Source organism: Micromonospora sp. NPDC005707, assembly GCF_040631005.1.
Taxonomy (GTDB): Bacteria; Actinomycetota; Actinomycetes; order Mycobacteriales; family Micromonosporaceae; genus Micromonospora.
Genome location: NZ_JBEXYR010000004.1, coordinates 374,970 through 390,271 on the forward strand (window position 1 = coordinate 374,970; position 15,302 = coordinate 390,271).

The following is a 15,302-nucleotide window of genomic DNA, read 5'->3' on the forward strand; positions in this document are numbered from 1 at the left end:
TTCCGTTCGGTCTTGGAGACGCACAGATGGCCCACACCCCCGTCAACCACCCCGCGCGGCCTGTCTACCGGGCGATCGGCGGGCTCGTTGGTCTGTACTTCGTCGTCTTCGGCGTGCTCGGCATCATCGCCAGCGCCGGCAACGACGTCCTCGCCCAGGACGACACCAAGGTCCTCGGCCAGGGCACCAACCTCGGCTTGTCGATGCTCGCGATCCTGCTCGGCGCCGCGATCCTGGTCGGCACCGCGATCGGCCGCAACCTCGACGTGGCGATCAACCAGTGGCTGGCCTACGTCCTGATGGTCCTCGGCCTGGCCGAGCTGGCGTTCCTCCACACCGACGCCAACGTCTTCAACTTCTCGATCATGACCGTCATCGTGGTGCTCACGCTCTCCCTGGTGCTCCTGATGGTCGGCATGTACGGCAAGGTCGGCACCGACGACGAGCACGAGGCCTGGCAGAAGGCCCGGCTGGTGCTCTGACCCGCAGCCACCCCCGAAGGCCCGGCGCCCGCCGGGCCTTCGGCGTTTTCCGGGGACGGGAGCGGGTAACTCGGGGGACAATTGCGCCAAATCAGTCAGCAGACCGGAGGCTCCCATGGCGCACTTCCCGGTGAACCACCCCGCACGGCCGCTCTACCGGGTGCTGTCCGGGCTCATCGGCCTCTACATCCTGGTATTCGGCGTCTACGGGGTCTTCGAGACCTGGGGCGACGGGCTCTTCAGCCGGGAGAACACCACGGCCCTCGGCCTCCGCACCAACCTGGCGTTCTCCCTGGTCTCCGTGGTGTTCGGCGCCTTCCTGCTGATCGGCGCGTCCCGCCGCGACAACCTCGGCCACTACATGAACCTGACCGCCGGGGCGGTCTTCCTGGTCACCGGCATCCTCATGATGGCCGTGCTGCAGACGTCGGCGAACTTCCTCAACTTCTCGATGTCCACCGTTCTCATCTCGCTGGTGTTTGGGCTGATCCTGCTCGCCACCGGCCTCTACGACAAGGTCGGCACGGACCAGCACGCCGCGGACGAGCGACGCCGCCGCGAACACCCCGTCGCCGACGCCCACCGCTGAACCGGCTCAGCCCCGCTTACGGACGGTGATCAGACCCGGCTTCGCCTCCAGGTGCGACAGGCCGTTCCAGGCCAGGTTCACCAGGTGCGCCGCCACCGTCTCCTTCCGCGGCTTGCGCACCTCCAACCACCAGCGCCCGGTCAACGCCACCATGCCCACCAGCGCCTGCGAATAGAGCTCCGCCAGCTTCGGGTCGTAACCCCGGCTGGAGAACTCGGCGCCCAGGATGTGCTCCACCTGGTGCGCCACATCGTTCATCACGCTGCTGAAATTTCCCGTCGCCGACATCAACGGCGACTCCCGGACCAGCACCCGGAACCCGCTGGTCTCCTCCTCGATGTACGTCAGCAGGGTCAACGCCGCCTGCTCCAGCAACTCCCGCGGATGCCCCGCCGTCAACGCCGTGGTGATCCGGTCCAGCAGCGAGCGGACCTCCCGGTCCACCACCACCGCGTAGAGCCCCTCCTTGCCGCCGAAATGCTCGTAGACCACCGGCTTGGAGACCTTCGCCCGGGCCGACACCTCCTCGATCGAGGTCGCGTCGAACCCCCGCTCGGCGAAGATCTGCCGGGCGATCGAGATCAACTGCTCGCGCCGCTGGGTCGCGGACATCCGTACCCGGGAGGGCTTCGCCGCCGGGACGGCCCGCCGGCGGGCGGTGCTGGCGTCGCTGCCGGGAACGTCGGTCACCCGGCCCATCCTGCCAAACCCGCCCCAGCAGATCGACCGGTCACCGCGCCGGCCGGCCGCGCACCCGCCCCGGCTCCACCAGCTTCGCCGTGATCCGCTCCGGTTTCGGCCACCGCACCGACCACGCCGCACCGACCTTCTCCAGCAGCCAGATCACCCGCGCCGACGGATCGACCTGCCCGCGCAGCACCCCGTGCCGCGCGCTGGTCGGCTCGGCGTGGTGCAGGTTGTGCCAGCTCTCCCCGAACGACAGCAACGCCAGCGGCCAGAAGTTCGACGCCCGGTCACCCTGCCGCACCGCGAACGGGCGCTCACCGTAGACGTGGCACACCGAGTTGATCGACCAGGTGACGTGGTGCAGCAGCGCGATCCGGACCAGCCCGCCCCAGAAGAACGCCGTCAACGCGCCCTGCCACGACCCGGTGAGCAGCCCGCCCATCGCCGCCGGCCCCAGCACCGAGACCACCACCAGCACCGGGAACAGCCGGTCCACGCGGCGGGTGATCGGATCGGCGAGCAGATCCGGTGCGAACCGCTCCCGGTTCGACAACTCCCGGTTGAACAGCCACCCGACGTGCGCGTGGAACAGCCCCCTGGCCAGCCCGCCGACGCTCTCCCCGAACCGCCACGGCGAGTGCGGGTCGCCCTCCTGGTCGGAGAACGCGTGATGCCGCCGGTGGTCGGCCACCCACTGGATGATCTCGCCCTGCACGGCGAACGAACCCGCCACCGCCAGGGCCGCCCGCAGCCACGGTTTCGCCTTGAACGAGCCGTGCGTGAAGTAGCGGTGGTAGCCGACGGTGATGCCGAGTCCGGACAGCACGTACCAGAACCCGGCCACCAGCACGTCGGTCCAGCCCAGCCAACCGCCCCAGGCCACCGGCACGGCGGCCAGCAGGGCGAGGAACGGGACGGCCACGAAGGCCCACAGGGCGATCAGGATGCCGCGGGACTGGTGGCCCTGGGTGAGTGGCTTCGGGCCGCTCTCCGGGCCGGTCAGGGTGGTCGACATGGCACCTCCCAGCGGTACGGGCTACGCCTACGTCACCGTAACCAGGAACGGGCCGGACCGCAGCGGACACGTCACTCCGTCGATGGCCCGACCTGTCGTACGCCAGTCCTAACCTGTCGAAGTGACCGACCCGCTCACCGCCGAGGCGCGCCGCCTGCGCGTCGAGGAACAGCTCTCCGTCGCGCAGATCCAGGCCCGCCTCGGCATCGGCCGCGACCGGGCTTACACGCTGCTGCGCGGCGTCCCGCCACCCGAGTGGACCCGGCGGCCCCGGGCCCGTGACGCGGTCCGCGCCGAAGCCGAGCGGCTACGGGGCGAGGGGCGGTCGGTCACCGAGATCGCGGCGCAGCTCGGCGTCGCCAAGTCGACCGCGTACCAGTGGGTGCGGCACCTGCCGTTGAACCCGGACGAGGCGACGGCCGAGCGGCGGCGGGCGCATTCGAAGGCGATGACGGACGCCCGCTGGGGCGCGCACCGGCAGGCGCGCGACGCGGCCCGGGCGGCGGAACACGAGCGTGCGGCCGGTGTGGTCGGCGCGCTCGACGAACGTGACCTGCTGGTGCTCGGCGCGGCGATCTACTGGTGCGAAGGAAGCAAGTCGAAGCCGTGGCGAGCACAGGATCGGCTGGAGTTCGTCAACAGTGACCCGGGCCTGCTCGCCCTGTTCCTCAGGTTCCTCGCCGGGTGCGGGATCGGCCGCGAGGTCCCGAGCTACCGGTTGCTCATTCACGAATCCGCCGACGTCGACGCGACCACGCGCTGGTGGGCGGAGCGGCTGAGGCTCCCCGTCGAGCGGTTCGGGCGACCGACCCTCAAGCGGCACAACGCGACGACGGTCCGCCGGAACACGGGCGACGACTACCACGGCTGCCTCGTGATCACCGTGCCTCGCAGCCGCCCGCTCTACTGGCGCGTCGAGGGGCTGATCGCCGGCATCGGGGCCGCCGTGGAGGGGGTCGCCGGTGAGTGACGACCCGTCCGTCCGACGGAGAAACCTCAGGGATGACCTGCTGAGCGCGGCGCAGCGGCTGCGGGCGGAGGGTCGCACGGTCGGCGAGATCGCGGATCGGCTCCGAATTGCGAAGTCGACGGCCTATCGCTGGGTGGGGCATCTCCCGCTCGACGGCTCGTCGGAGGCTGCGGTGCAGCGCCGCCTCGCGGCGGAGGCGCGCCGCGCACCGCATCGGGCCGATCGCCGAGCACGGCGAGAGGAGGCGGAACGCGAGGCGGGGAACCGTGGTGGGCCGCTCAGCTGCGCGTGGACGCGGGGTCGTTCCAGCGGCCGACTCTGAAGCGGCACAATCCGCGGACGACACGGACCAACGTCGGTGCGAACTACCGGGGTTGTCTCGTGGTGCGCGTGCCCCGGTCGCGGGAGCTCTACCTCTGGATAGCGGGCGTGGTGGAGGGTCTGGCAGAGGTGCGTGGCCCCGATCCGAACCACCGGGAGGTGGACGACAGGCGCTAAGCTGTTGGCGACCCTTCGGCCGTGGTGTAACTGGCAACACCCAAGATTTTGGTTCTTGTGTTTCAGGTTCGAATCCTGGCGGCCGAGCAATTCTCTGGTATAGGCGCCCTTCTTGGGGTATCCGGCGGCCTGCCCGGCGGTCTGGTTAGCATGGCCGCGAGACTGTCGCCGTCCCGACTGGAGCCACGTCGTGTCCCAGCCCCACCTCCGCACCGTTGTCGTGCTCGCCGCCGGTGAGGGCAAGCGGATGAAGTCGGACCTGCCCAAGGTGCTGCACCCGCTGCTCGGCCGTACCCTGCTCGGTCACGTGCTGGCCGCGGCCGCGCCGCTCGGCGCGGACCGCCAGGTGGTGGTGGTCGGTCACGGCGCCGACCAGGTGCGCGCGCACCTGGCCGAGGTCGCCCCGGCGGCCACCCCCGTGCTCCAGGAGCGTCAGCTCGGCACCGGGCACGCGGTCCGGATCGCCCTGGACGCGGTCCCGGAGGCCGCCGGCACGGTCGTGGTGATCAACGGGGACGTGCCGCTGCTGCGGCCGGAGACCGTGGCCGCCCTGGTCGAGGCGCACGAGGGTGCCGGCGCGGCGGCGACCGTGCTGGCCGCCGAGGTGCCCGACCCGACCGGCCTGGGCCGGATCGTCCGGGACGTCGAGGGGCGGCTGGCGCAGATCGTCGAGGAGCGCGACGCCACCCCGGAGCAGCGTGCGCTGCGGGAGATCAACGCGGGCATCTACGCGTTCGACGTGGCGCGGCTGCGGGACGCGCTGGGCAAGCTCTCGACCGACAACGAGCAGGGCGAGGAGTACCTCACCGACGTGTTCGGCCTGCTGCGGGACGCGGGGGAGCCGGTGGCGGTGCACTGCGCGGCCGACCACGTGGAGACGCTGGGCTGCAACGACCGGGTCGAGCTGGCCGCGTTGCGCCGGCTGCTGCGGGACCGGGTGAACGAGGGTTGGATGCGGACCGGGGTGAGCATCCTGGACCCGCACACCACCTGGATCGACGTGACGGTGACCGTCGAGCGGGACGCGGTGCTCGACCAGAACACCCAGCTCCAGGGTGCGACGGTGGTCGGCGCGGGCGCGCTGGTCGGCCCGGACACCACGCTGGTGGACACCACGGTGGGCGCGGGCGCGAGCGTGGTGCGCAGCCACGCGGTGGGCGCCGAGGTGGGCCCGGAGGCCAGCGTCGGGCCGTACGCGTACCTGCGGCCGGAGTCGCGGCTGGGCCGCAAGGCGAAGGTCGGCACTTTCGTGGAGACGAAGAAGGCCGCCATCGGCGAGGGTTCGAAGGTGCCGCACCTGTCGTACGTGGGTGACGCGACGATCGGCGAGCACAGCAACATCGGCGCGGCGACGGTGTTCGTCAACTACGACGGGGTGCGGAAGCACCACACCACGATCGGCAGTCACGCGCGTACCGGGGCGGACAACATGTTCGTGGCGCCGGTGCGGGTGGGTGACGGGGCGTACACGGCGGCGGGTTCGGTGATCATCTCGGACGTGCCGGCGGGTGCCATGGCGGTGGCCCGGGGTCAGCAGCGCAACGTCGAGGGCTGGGTGCTGCGCAAGCGGTCCGGCACGGCGGCCGCGGAGGCGGCGCAGCGGGCCCGCGAGGGTGCGTCGGACCCGGCCGGTGCCGCAAGCGAAGGTGACTGAATCCACGGGGGGCCGGAGACCGTGGGAGGACCGGTGAACGCGGGGGATACTGCAACCGAATAGTCCCCGGCTCACCGCCGCCGGGAACCACCGACATACGGGAGCAGACGGGCCCATGGGCAGCATCGTCGCCGAAAACCGCAAGAGCCTGATGCTCTTCTCCGGACGGGGTTTTCCGGAGCTGGCCAAGGAGATCGGTGAGGTGCTCGGCGTCGCGCCGACTCCCTCCGACTCGTACGATTTCGCCAACGGGGAGATCTTCGTACGTTTCAAGGACTCGGTACGCGGTTCGGACGCCTTCGTGGTGCAGTCCGTGACGCACGGGGTCAACACCTGGGTGATGGAGACCCTGATCATGGTCGACGCGCTGAAGCGTGGTTCGGCCAAGCGGATCACCGTGGTCCTGCCGTTCTACCCCTACTCGCGGCAGGACAAGAAGCACCGCGGCCGGGAGCCGATCTCGGCGCGGCTGGTGGCCGACCTGTTGAAGACCGCGGGCGCGAACCGGATCCTGACGGTCGACCTGCACACCGCGCAGATCCAGGGCTTCTTCGACGGCCCGGTGGACCACCTGTTCGCCATGGACGTGCTGGCCGAGTACGTGGAGCACAGGTACGCGGGCCGGCCGATGACCGTGGTGGCGCCGGACTCGGGCCGGGTGCGGGTGGCGGAGCGGTGGACGGACCGGCTGGGTGGCTGCCCGCTGGCGTTCATCCACAAGACGCGGGATCCGCTGAAGCCGAACCAGGTGGTGGCGAACCGGGTGGTCGGTGAGGTCGAGGGCCGGGTCTGCCTGATCGTCGACGACATGATCGACACCGGTGGCACGATCACCAAGGCCGCCGACATCCTGAAGGAGTCGGGCGCGGCGGAGATCGTGGTGGCCTCCACCCACGCGCTGCTGTCGGACCCGGCGACGGAGCGGCTGAAGAACAGCCCGATCAGCGAGGTCGTCGTGACCAACACGCTGCCGCTACCGCCGGAGAAGCAGCTCGACAAGCTGACCGTGCTGTCGATCGCCCCGCTGCTGGCCCGGGCGATCCGGGAGGTCTTCGACGACGGCTCGGTGACGACCCTGTTCGGTGGCCTGAGCTGAGGTCCGGCGCCTGCCGGCGGTGGCCGTCCGAGACGGTCGCCGCCGGCGGGAAAGTCGGCCTGCGGGGTGTCGCCGGCGGTGATATGGGGACTGCCGGATAGCTCGGAAATCCCTCGGGTAGACTGGTGCGGTTGCCACGGCGAGGGTGCCCGGCGGGCTGCTGAAAAGCACCGCACGGAGGCGCCGTCATCGACGCGGTGCTCCGGGCGGTCGTTCATGACCTTGAGCCCCAGCGAGCCCCTCGCCCAGCACCGCCAGACGACAAGCCGCCGCAGCGAAGCATCAGGAGTTTCCCCGTGTCCGAGGTAAAGATCAGCGCCGAGCCCCGTACCGAGTTCGGCAAGGGTGGTGCCCGTCGTACCCGCCGGGCCGGCAAGGTGCCCGCCGTGCTGTACGGCCACGGCGAGAAGCCCAAGCACATCGCGCTCCCGGCGCGTGAGTTCGCCGCCGCGATCCGCAAGGGTGGCGCGAACCAGCTCTTCGCGATCGAGGTCAGCGACGGCACCCAGGTGCTGGCGCTGCCGAAGGCGATCCAGCGTGACCCGATCAAGGACACCTTCGAGCACGTGGACCTGCTGCTGGTCCGCCGGGGCGAGAAGGTCACCGTCGAGGTCCCGGTCCAGCTGACCGGTGAGGCCGCGAAGGACACCCTGATCGTGCACGACCACGACACCCTCACGGTGACCGCCGACGCCACCAAGGTGCCGGACCACCTGGAGGCTTCCATCGAGGGCGCCGAGCCCGGCACCCAGATCACCGCCGCCGACGTCGAGCTGCCGGCCGGTGTCGAGCTGGTCGCGGACGGGGAGCTGCAGGTCGCCTCGGTGACCGCCGCCCCGACCGCCGAGCAGCTCGAGGCCACCCTTCCCGAGGTGGAGGTCGCCGAGTCCGAGGCCGAGGCCGAGGTCGGCGAGGAGACCGCCGAGGCCCCGGAGGGCGCCCCGGCCGAGGGCGAGCCGGCTGCCGAGGAGCCGAAGACCGAAGCCTGATCGTTTCGCAGGCTGTGCGACAGGCGTCCCCGGTTGCCGGGGGCGCCTGTCGGCGTATCGGAGACGGACCGGCGGGGCCGGGCGGAAGGGACGTGTGGTGACGGACGAGGCGGGGCCGTGGCTGGTGGTCGGCCTGGGCAACCCCGGTCGGGAGTACGCGGGGAACCGGCACAACGTCGGCTTCATGGTGGCGGAGCTGCTGGCCGGCCGGCTGGGCGGGAAGTTCGGCCGGCACAAGCGGGCGGTGGCCGAGGTGGCCGAGGGGCGGCTGGGTTTCGGCGGCCCGAAGCTGGTGCTGGTGAAGCCGCTGACGTACATGAACCTCTCCGGCGGCCCGGTGGTCGGGCTGGCGCAGTTCCACAAGATCCCGCCGGGGCGGGTGATCGCGGTGCACGACGAGCTGGACATCCCCTACGGCCAGCTGCGGGTGAAGTGCGGCGGCGGCGAGGGCGGCCACAACGGCCTGCGCTCGATGTCGAAGTCGCTGGGCACCAAGGACTACGTGCGGGTGCGGTTCGGCATCGGCCGGCCGCCGGGCCGGCAGGACCCGGCTGACTACGTGCTGTCGGACTTCTCCGCGGCCGAGCGCAAGGAACTGGAGTTCCTGGTGGACCGGGCGGCGGACGTGGTGGAGTCGGTGGTCACCAAGGGTGTGGAGCCGACGCAGAACCTCTACCACGGCGCCTGAGGCGCCGGGCGGGGCATCCCGGGCGGGCCGGTCCGGTGCCGGTAGTCTGCGCCTTCTGACGTGCGACGGCGGGCGACGGGAGCGGGAACACCATGGGCAGTCCTCCGATGATCGACGGGGCGTTCGCCCGCTGGTTGGCGGCCCGGGCCGGGCAGGCGCTGATGGGCCTGCGCGCGGAGCTGGGCTTCGCCGACGCGGGGGCGCTGAAGTCGGCCGGGGACAAGGTCTCGCACGATCTGATCCGCACCGAGCTGGCGAAGTGGCGGCCGGCGGACGCGGTGCTGTCGGAGGAGGACGAGGGCTCCCGGCTGGCCTGGACGGCCGAGGTGAGCAGCGACGCGGTGTCCCGGCTGAACGCCGACCGGGTGTGGATCATCGACCCGCTGGACGGCACCCGGGAGTTCGCCGAGGAGGGCCGCTCGGACTGGGCGGTGCACGTGGCGCTCTGGTCGCGCAGCGCGCCGACGCCGCACGGTCTGGTCGCGGGCGCGGTGGGGCTGCCGGCGCAGCACCGGGTGCTGGGCACGGACTACCCGCCGGCGTACCCGCCGATGACCCTGGAGGCCGCCACGGCGGGCGGCGCGAGGACCATCCGGTTGGCGGCCAGCCGTAGCCGTCCGCCGGTTTTCCTGACCGATCTGGCAGAGGACATCGGCGCGCATCTGGTTCCGATGGGCTCGGCGGGCGCGAAGATCGCCGCTGTGGTCACCGGCGAGGTCGACGCGTACATCCACGCGGGCGGTCAGTACGAGTGGGACTCCGCCGCTCCGGTCGCTGTGGCGACGGCCACCGGACTGCACGCTTCCCGGATCGACGGATCTGCGCTGAAATACAACGAGGCCGACCCACGCCTGCCCGACCTGCTGGTCTGCCGCAAGGATCTCGCCAGCCGGTTGCTTGCAGCGCTGCAGAGGCATTCCGGGTAGCCTGAGCGTTCTTCTTCACGAGTCCGACCGGAAAGGTCTGGAATTCCGATGTGCGGATCCGAGCGAATCGAGTTCGTGTCATGACGGCCACCGCCGCGTACCAGGTGTCGCATCTGGACGCTCTCGAGGCGGAGAGCATCTTCGTGATGCGAGAGGTCGTCGCCGAGATGGAGCGCCCCGTGCTGCTCTTCTCCGGCGGCAAGGACTCGATCGTGATGCTCCGGTTGGCCCAGAAGGCGTTCGCCCCGGCCAACATTCCCTTCCCGGTGATGCACGTCGACACCGGGCACAACTTCCCCGAGGTTCTCGAATACCGGGACCAGCGCGTGGCCGAGCTGGGTCTCCAGCTCATCGTGGCCAGCGTGCCGGAGGCCCTCACCAAGGGGCTGGTGCGCGAGTCGGCCGACGGCATGCGCAACCGGATCCAGACCCCGGTGCTGCTCGACGCGGTGGAGAAGCACCGCTTCGACGCGCTGTTCGGCGGCGCGCGCCGGGACGAGGAGAAGGCCCGGGCCAAGGAGCGGGTGTTCAGCTTCCGCGACGAGTTCGGCCAGTGGGACCCGAAGAACCAGCGCCCCGAGCTGTGGGCGCTCTACAACGGCCGGCACCACCCGGGCGAGTCGATCCGGGTGTTCCCGCTCTCCAACTGGACCGAGCTGGACGTCTGGCACTACATCGCCCGGGAGCGGATCCCGCTGCCGTCGATCTACTACGCGCACCAGCGCGAGGTGATCGAGCGCGACGGCATGCTCTACGCGGTCAACGAGTTCTTCCGGGGCCGCGCCGGTGAGCAGCCGTTCAAGGCCCAGGTGCGGTACCGGACCGTGGGTGACGCCTCCTGCACTGCGGCGGTCCGCTCGGACGCCGACACGGTGGAGAAGGTGATCGAGGAGGTGGCCGCCACCCGGATCACGGAGCGCGGCGCGACCCGCGGCGACGACCGGGTCAGCGAGGCCGCCATGGAGGACCGCAAGCGGGAGGGCTACTTCTGATGAGCGTCGAGACTGTTGCGCCGGCCGAGGCCGACGCGTCGGCCCGGCCGATGGACCTGCTGCGGTTCGCCACCGCGGGCAGCGTCGACGACGGCAAGTCGACCCTGATCGGCCGGCTGCTGTACGACACGAAGTCGCTCTTCACCGACCAGCTCGCCGCGGTCGAGGCGGTCAGCGCGGCCCGGGGCGACGAGTACACCAACCTGGCGCTGCTCACCGACGGCCTGCGCGCCGAGCGGGAGCAGGGCATCACCATCGACGTGGCGTACCGCTACTTCGCCACGCCGCGGCGGAAGTTCATCATCGCCGACACCCCGGGGCACATCCAGTACACCCGGAACATGGTCACCGGCGCCTCCACGGCCGACCTGGCGCTGATCCTGGTGGACGCGCGCAAGGGCCTGGTGGAGCAGTCCCGCCGGCACGCGTTCCTCTGCTCGCTGCTGCGGGTGCCGCACCTGGTCCTGTGCGTGAACAAGATGGACCTGGTCGACTGGTCGCAGGAGGTGTTCGAGCAGATCGCCGACGAGTTCACGGCGTTCGCCGCGAAGCTCGACGTGCCGGACCTGACCGTGGTGCCGATCTCCGCGCTGCAGGGCGACAACATCGTCACCCGTTCGGAGAACATGCCCTGGTACGAGGGCCCGTCGCTGCTGCACCACCTGGAGCGGGTGCACATCGCGTCGGACCGCAACCTGGTCGACGTCCGCTTCCCGGTGCAGTACGTGATCCGGCCGCAGTCCACCACCGTCACCGACTACCGGGGCTACGCGGGCCAGGTGGCCTCGGGCGTGCTCAAGGCCGGCGACGAGGTGATGGTGCTGCCCTCGGGCTTCACCAGCCGGATCGCCGCCGTGGAGACCGCCGACGGCCCGGTGGACGAGGCGTTCCCGCCGATGTCGGTGACCGTCCGGCTGGCCGACGAGATCGACATCTCGCGCGGCGACATGATCTGCCGGCCGAACAACGCCCCGGCCGTCGCGCAGGACATCGAGGCGATGATCTGCTGGATGGACGAGACCCGCCCGCTCCAGGTCGGCGGCCGGTACGCCATCAAGCACACCACCCGCTCGGCGCGGGCGATCGTGCGCGGGCTGCACTACCGGCTGGACGTCAACTCGCTGCACCGCGACGAGACGGCCGGCGAGCTGAAGCTCAACGAGATCGGCCGGGTGCGGCTGCGGACGACGGTCCCGCTGCTGGCCGACGAGTACCGGCGCAACCGCACCACGGGCGGGTTCGTCATCATCGACGAGGCCACCAACCGCACGGTCGGCGCCGGCATGATCGTCGAGGCCGGCTGACCGCTGCCCACGTGTGAGGAGGGGCCCCCGGTCGACCGACCGGGGGCCCCTCCTCGTCGTCAGTCGAGGCGGGTCGCGCCGGGGGAGGGGAGAACGGTGAGCGTGCCGGGCGCGGCGAAGCCGCGGTCGGCGTACGCGGCCGTCACGGCGGCCGCCACGGCGTCGGCGGCGTCCGCGTCGACCAGGGCGAGCACGCAGCCACCGAAGCCGCCGCCGGTCATCCGCGCCCCGTACGCCCCGGCGGCCAGGGCCGCGTCGACCGCGGTGTCGATCTCCGGAACGGTGATCTCGAAGTCGTCCCGCATCGAGGTGTGCGAGGCGGTCAGCAGCGGGCCGATGTCGCGGACCCGGCCGGCGCGCAGCAGCTCGACCGTGTCGAGCACCCGCTGGTCCTCGGTGACGACGTGCCGGACCCGGCGGCGGGTCTCGTCGTCGTCGAGGCGGGCCAGCGCGGCGTCCAGGTCGGCGGTGGCGACGTCGCGCAGCGCGGCCACCCCGAGCGCCTCGGCGGCCCGCTCGCAGGACTTGCGGCGGGCGGCGTACTCGCCGTCGGCGTGCCGGTGCGGGGCGCGGCTGTCGACCACCAGCACGGCCAGCCCGGCGGCGTCCAGGTCGAACGGGATCTGCTCGACCTCCTCGGTGCGGCAGTCGAGGAAGAGGGCGTGCCCGGACCGGCCGCGGATCACCGCGGACTGGTCCATGATGCCGGTGGGCGCGCCGACGTAGTCGTTCTCGGCCCGCTGGGCGAGCCGGGGCCGGCGGTCGGCGGGGAGGTCCAGCCCGCCGAGGTCGACCAGGGCGGCGAGCACCGCCGCCTCGATGGCCGCCGACGAGGAGAGCCCGGAGCCGACCGGCACGTCGGAGGCGATGGCCAGCCGGGCGCCGGGGACGTCGTGGCCGGCGGCGCGCAGCGCCCAGACCACCCCGGCCACGTAAGCGGCCCAGCCGTCGACGCGGCCCGGCTCGTCGGCCTCGGCGGGCCCGAACTCCACCGGCTCGTCGTCCAGCTCCGACCAGACGGCCCAGCGCCCGTCGTCGGCGACCGCCGCGGCGACCACGGTACGCAGCGGCAGCGCGAAGGGCAGCACGAACCCGTCGTTGTAGTCGGTGTGCTCGCCGATCAGGTTGACCCGGCCGGGAGCCGCCCAGCGGCCAGCCGGCTCCGCGGCGTACCGCTGCCGGAAGCCGGCGGTGGCGCGGGCCGCGACGTCACTTCCCACGCTCATTGCTGTCCCAGGATGTGCGTGCGGTAGAACTCCCACGCGTCGCCGACCATGTCCTGGAGGGTGGGCTTCTCCGGCACCCAGCCCAGCTCGGCGCGGGCCAGCGCGGAGGAGGCGACCAGCTCGGCGGGGTCGCCCTCGCGACGCGGGGCCACCTCGACCGGCACCGGGTGCCCGGTGACCTCGCGGACCACCTCGATCACCTGCCGGTTGGTGAAGCCGTTGCCGTTGCCCAGGTTGTAGATCCGGTGCCGGCCCCCGGTGGCCGCGTCGAGAGCCAGCAGGTGCGCGCGGGCCAGGTCCGCGACGTGGATGTAGTCGCGAACGCAGGTGCCGTCGGCGGTCGGGTAGTCGTCGCCGAAGAGCTGGAGCTTGTCGCGCCGGCCGGCGGCCACGTCGAGGGCGAGCGGGATGAGGTGGGTCTCGGGGTCGTGCCGTTCGCCGATGGTCCGCCCGTCGTGCCGGTAGGCCCCGGCCACGTTGAAGTAGCGCAGCGAGACGGCGGCCAGGTCGTGCGCGACCGCCTCGGAGGTGAGCGCCATGTCGACGGCCAGCTTCGTCGCCCCGTAGGTGTTGGTGGGGGCCTTGACGGCGGTCTCCGGGATGGGCAGCTCGGTGGGGTTGCCGTAGACGGCGGCCGTGGAGGAGAAGACCAGCCGGGGCACCCGGGCGGCGCGGACCGCGTCGATCAGGGCGAGCGAGCCGACCGTGTTGGTCTGCCAGTAGAGCTCCGGCTTGACCATCGACTCGCCCGCGGCGATCAGGGCGGCGAAGTGCAGCACGCCGTCGAACCCGGCGTCGGGGGTGAGCACCCGGGCGGCCTCGTGGATCGGCAGGTCGACGTGGGTCGCCTCGGGGGCGAGCGCCTCCCGATGACCGGTGCGCAGGTCGTCCAGGACGGTCACCTGGTGACCGTGGTCGAGCAGCATCCGGGTCACCACGCTGCCGATGTAACCGGCGCCGCCGGTGACGAGCAGTTTCACGTCGCTCCTCCTGCCTGGCCGCGCGCCGCGGCGGCCGTCCGTGATCACCCTAAGGCCGCGGGCGGTGTCGCGGCTGCGGGTGGGGCGTCCGCTATTCCATCATCATCCTTCATGATTGAACAGATCCGAACATCGCCCCGGCTGCCCGGCGCCCGCTGTCTACCATCCTTGTCATGCGGGAGGGAGGTGGTCCCGGGCCCCGGCGACGCCCGCCGGGGCGGCCGAGACGCGAACCCGGACCCGTGGCCCGCACCGTGGCCCGGCTCGTGGTGCGCGCCGCCGACGGCGCCACCCGCCTGGTCACCGACCTGCTCGGGGCCAGCCCGACCGCCGGCCGGGAGCGGATCAGCGAGGCCGAGCTGCGTGACCTCGTCGCGGCCAACACGGTGCTCGACCCGGACGAGCGGCGGATCATCGACGAGGTGCTGGTGGCCGGCGCGCGGCTGGTCCGCGAGGTGATGGTGCCGCGCACCGAGGTGGTCTTCCTCGCCACCGGGCTCACCGTGGCCGAGGCCGAGCGGCTGGTCCGCGCCGAGCCGCACACCCGCTACCCGGTGGTCGACGGCACCCACGACGACGTGGTCGGGTTCGTCCACCTGCGCGACGTGCTGCTGCGCCCCGAGCGGGACCCGCGCGCCACGGTCGGCGAGCTGACCCGGGAGGTGAAGCGGCTCCCGGGCAGCAAGCGGGTGCTGGCCGCGCTCACCGAGATGCGCCGGGAGGGCCACCACCTGGCCGTGGTGGTCGACGAGTACGGCGGCACCGCCGGCATCGTCACCTGCGAGGACCTGGTCGAGGAACTGGTCGGGGAGATCCACGACGAGGACGACGTCCCGCCCGACCCGGCCCACGCTGGCCTGCCCGCCGTGGTCGACGGCCGGCTCAACCTGGCCGACTTCGCCGAACGCACCGGGGTGCCGCTGCCCGCCGGGCCGTACGAGACGGTCGGCGGCTTCGTGATGGCCGCCCTCGGCCGGCTGCCGGTCACGGGCGACGAGGTGCCGGTGGCCGTCGACCCGGACGACGCCGGCGGACCCGACCCGGACGACCCGCCCGGCGGCTGGCTGCTGCGGGTGGTGGCCCTCGACGGGCGGCGGGTGTCCCGCCTCGCCGTCTCCACGGTCCGCCTGCCCGAGCCCCGGCGCGAGGTCACGGCCCCGCTCCCGCCCGTGTCCACCCGACCCACCGGCCCGTCATGACGGACGC

The 15,302-nt window shown here is 72.0% G+C and carries 15 protein-coding genes, 1 tRNA gene and 1 pseudogene; 13 read left to right on the forward strand and 4 right to left on the reverse strand.

Features of this window, described 5'->3' with window-relative positions:
• Positions 1 to 26: 26 nt before the first annotated feature.
• Together ABZ452_RS09665 and ABZ452_RS09670 are read left to right on the forward strand one after the other, a co-directional pair.
• Positions 27 to 482 (forward strand): DUF4383 domain-containing protein, encoded by a 456-nt coding sequence (locus ABZ452_RS09665; RefSeq protein ID WP_357940765.1) that lies wholly within the window; start codon positions 27 to 29, stop codon positions 480 to 482.
• Positions 483 to 597: 115 nt separating this feature from the next.
• On the forward strand, positions 598 to 1,071 hold the full coding sequence (locus ABZ452_RS09670) for a DUF4383 domain-containing protein (RefSeq protein ID WP_357940767.1): 474 nt from the start codon (positions 598 to 600) through the stop codon (positions 1,069 to 1,071).
• A 6-nt stretch (positions 1,072 to 1,077) separates the two neighbouring features.
• On the opposite strand, the gene ABZ452_RS09675 is transcribed toward ABZ452_RS09670, so the two are convergent.
• Entirely contained in the window at positions 1,078 to 1,761 is a 684-nt protein-coding gene (locus ABZ452_RS09675) for a TetR/AcrR family transcriptional regulator (protein WP_357940769.1), read from the reverse strand.
• 40 nt (positions 1,762 to 1,801) lie between these two features.
• A complete protein-coding gene (locus tag ABZ452_RS09680) occupies positions 1,802 to 2,773 on the reverse strand; it encodes an acyl-CoA desaturase (protein ID WP_357940771.1) in 972 nt (323 codons plus the stop codon).
• A gap of 121 nt (positions 2,774 to 2,894) precedes the next feature.
• Between ABZ452_RS09680 and ABZ452_RS09685 the strand changes: the two genes are divergently transcribed.
• The 10 genes and pseudogenes from ABZ452_RS09685 to cysN all read left to right on the forward strand — a co-directional run bounded on the left by ABZ452_RS09685 (position 2,895) and on the right by cysN (position 11,890).
• Positions 2,895 to 3,743, forward strand: a complete 849-nt coding sequence (locus ABZ452_RS09685; protein WP_357940773.1) for a helix-turn-helix domain-containing protein — start codon at positions 2,895 to 2,897, stop codon at positions 3,741 to 3,743.
• A complete protein-coding gene (locus ABZ452_RS09690) occupies positions 3,736 to 4,065 on the forward strand; it encodes a helix-turn-helix domain-containing protein (RefSeq protein ID WP_357940775.1) in 330 nt (109 codons plus the stop codon). The genes ABZ452_RS09685 and ABZ452_RS09690 overlap by 8 nt, the downstream gene beginning before the upstream one ends.
• Positions 4,066 to 4,256: 191 nt before the next feature.
• A tRNA-Gln gene (locus ABZ452_RS09695) sits at positions 4,257 to 4,328 on the forward strand.
• A gap of 103 nt (positions 4,329 to 4,431) precedes the next feature.
• A pseudogene (glmU, locus tag ABZ452_RS09700) lies at positions 4,432 to 5,958 on the forward strand (bifunctional UDP-N-acetylglucosamine diphosphorylase/glucosamine-1-phosphate N-acetyltransferase GlmU).
• Positions 5,959 to 6,010: 52 nt separating this feature from the next.
• Positions 6,011 to 6,991, forward strand: coding sequence for a ribose-phosphate diphosphokinase (locus ABZ452_RS09705; protein ID WP_154229876.1), 981 nt, complete (start codon positions 6,011 to 6,013; stop codon positions 6,989 to 6,991).
• A 296-nt stretch (positions 6,992 to 7,287) separates the two neighbouring features.
• Complete coding sequence (locus tag ABZ452_RS09710; protein WP_357940777.1) at positions 7,288 to 7,980, forward strand: 50S ribosomal protein L25/general stress protein Ctc; 693 nt, start codon at positions 7,288 to 7,290, stop codon at positions 7,978 to 7,980.
• Between the two features lie 97 nt (positions 7,981 to 8,077).
• On the forward strand, positions 8,078 to 8,668 hold the full coding sequence (gene pth / locus ABZ452_RS09715; protein WP_357940779.1) for an aminoacyl-tRNA hydrolase: 591 nt from the start codon (positions 8,078 to 8,080) through the stop codon (positions 8,666 to 8,668).
• A gap of 92 nt (positions 8,669 to 8,760) precedes the next feature.
• A complete protein-coding gene (locus ABZ452_RS09720) occupies positions 8,761 to 9,594 on the forward strand; it encodes an inositol monophosphatase family protein (RefSeq protein ID WP_357940781.1) in 834 nt (277 codons plus the stop codon).
• Positions 9,595 to 9,674: 80 nt separating this feature from the next.
• Positions 9,675 to 10,586 carry a sulfate adenylyltransferase subunit CysD gene (cysD, locus tag ABZ452_RS09725; RefSeq protein WP_357940783.1) on the forward strand — a complete coding sequence of 304 codons (912 nt, stop codon included), beginning with the start codon at positions 9,675 to 9,677 and terminating at the stop codon, positions 10,584 to 10,586.
• Positions 10,586 to 11,890, forward strand: a complete 1,305-nt coding sequence (cysN, locus tag ABZ452_RS09730) for a sulfate adenylyltransferase subunit CysN (protein WP_357940785.1) — start codon at positions 10,586 to 10,588, stop codon at positions 11,888 to 11,890. Before cysD ends, cysN begins: the two co-directional genes overlap by 1 nt.
• A gap of 59 nt (positions 11,891 to 11,949) precedes the next feature.
• On the opposite strand, the gene galK is transcribed toward cysN, so the two are convergent.
• Both galK and galE read right to left on the reverse strand, forming a co-directional pair.
• Positions 11,950 to 13,116, reverse strand: a complete 1,167-nt coding sequence (gene galK / locus ABZ452_RS09735; protein ID WP_357940787.1) for a galactokinase — start codon at positions 13,114 to 13,116, stop codon at positions 11,950 to 11,952.
• A complete protein-coding gene (gene galE, locus ABZ452_RS09740; protein ID WP_357940789.1) occupies positions 13,113 to 14,096 on the reverse strand; it encodes a UDP-glucose 4-epimerase GalE in 984 nt (327 codons plus the stop codon). The genes galK and galE overlap by 4 nt, the downstream gene beginning before the upstream one ends.
• Before the next feature lie 173 nt (positions 14,097 to 14,269).
• Between galE and ABZ452_RS09745 the strand changes: the two genes are divergently transcribed.
• Positions 14,270 to 15,295 carry a hemolysin family protein gene (locus tag ABZ452_RS09745; RefSeq protein ID WP_357940791.1) on the forward strand — a complete coding sequence of 342 codons (1,026 nt, stop codon included), beginning with the start codon at positions 14,270 to 14,272 and terminating at the stop codon, positions 15,293 to 15,295.
• Positions 15,296 to 15,302 lie beyond the last annotated feature (7 nt).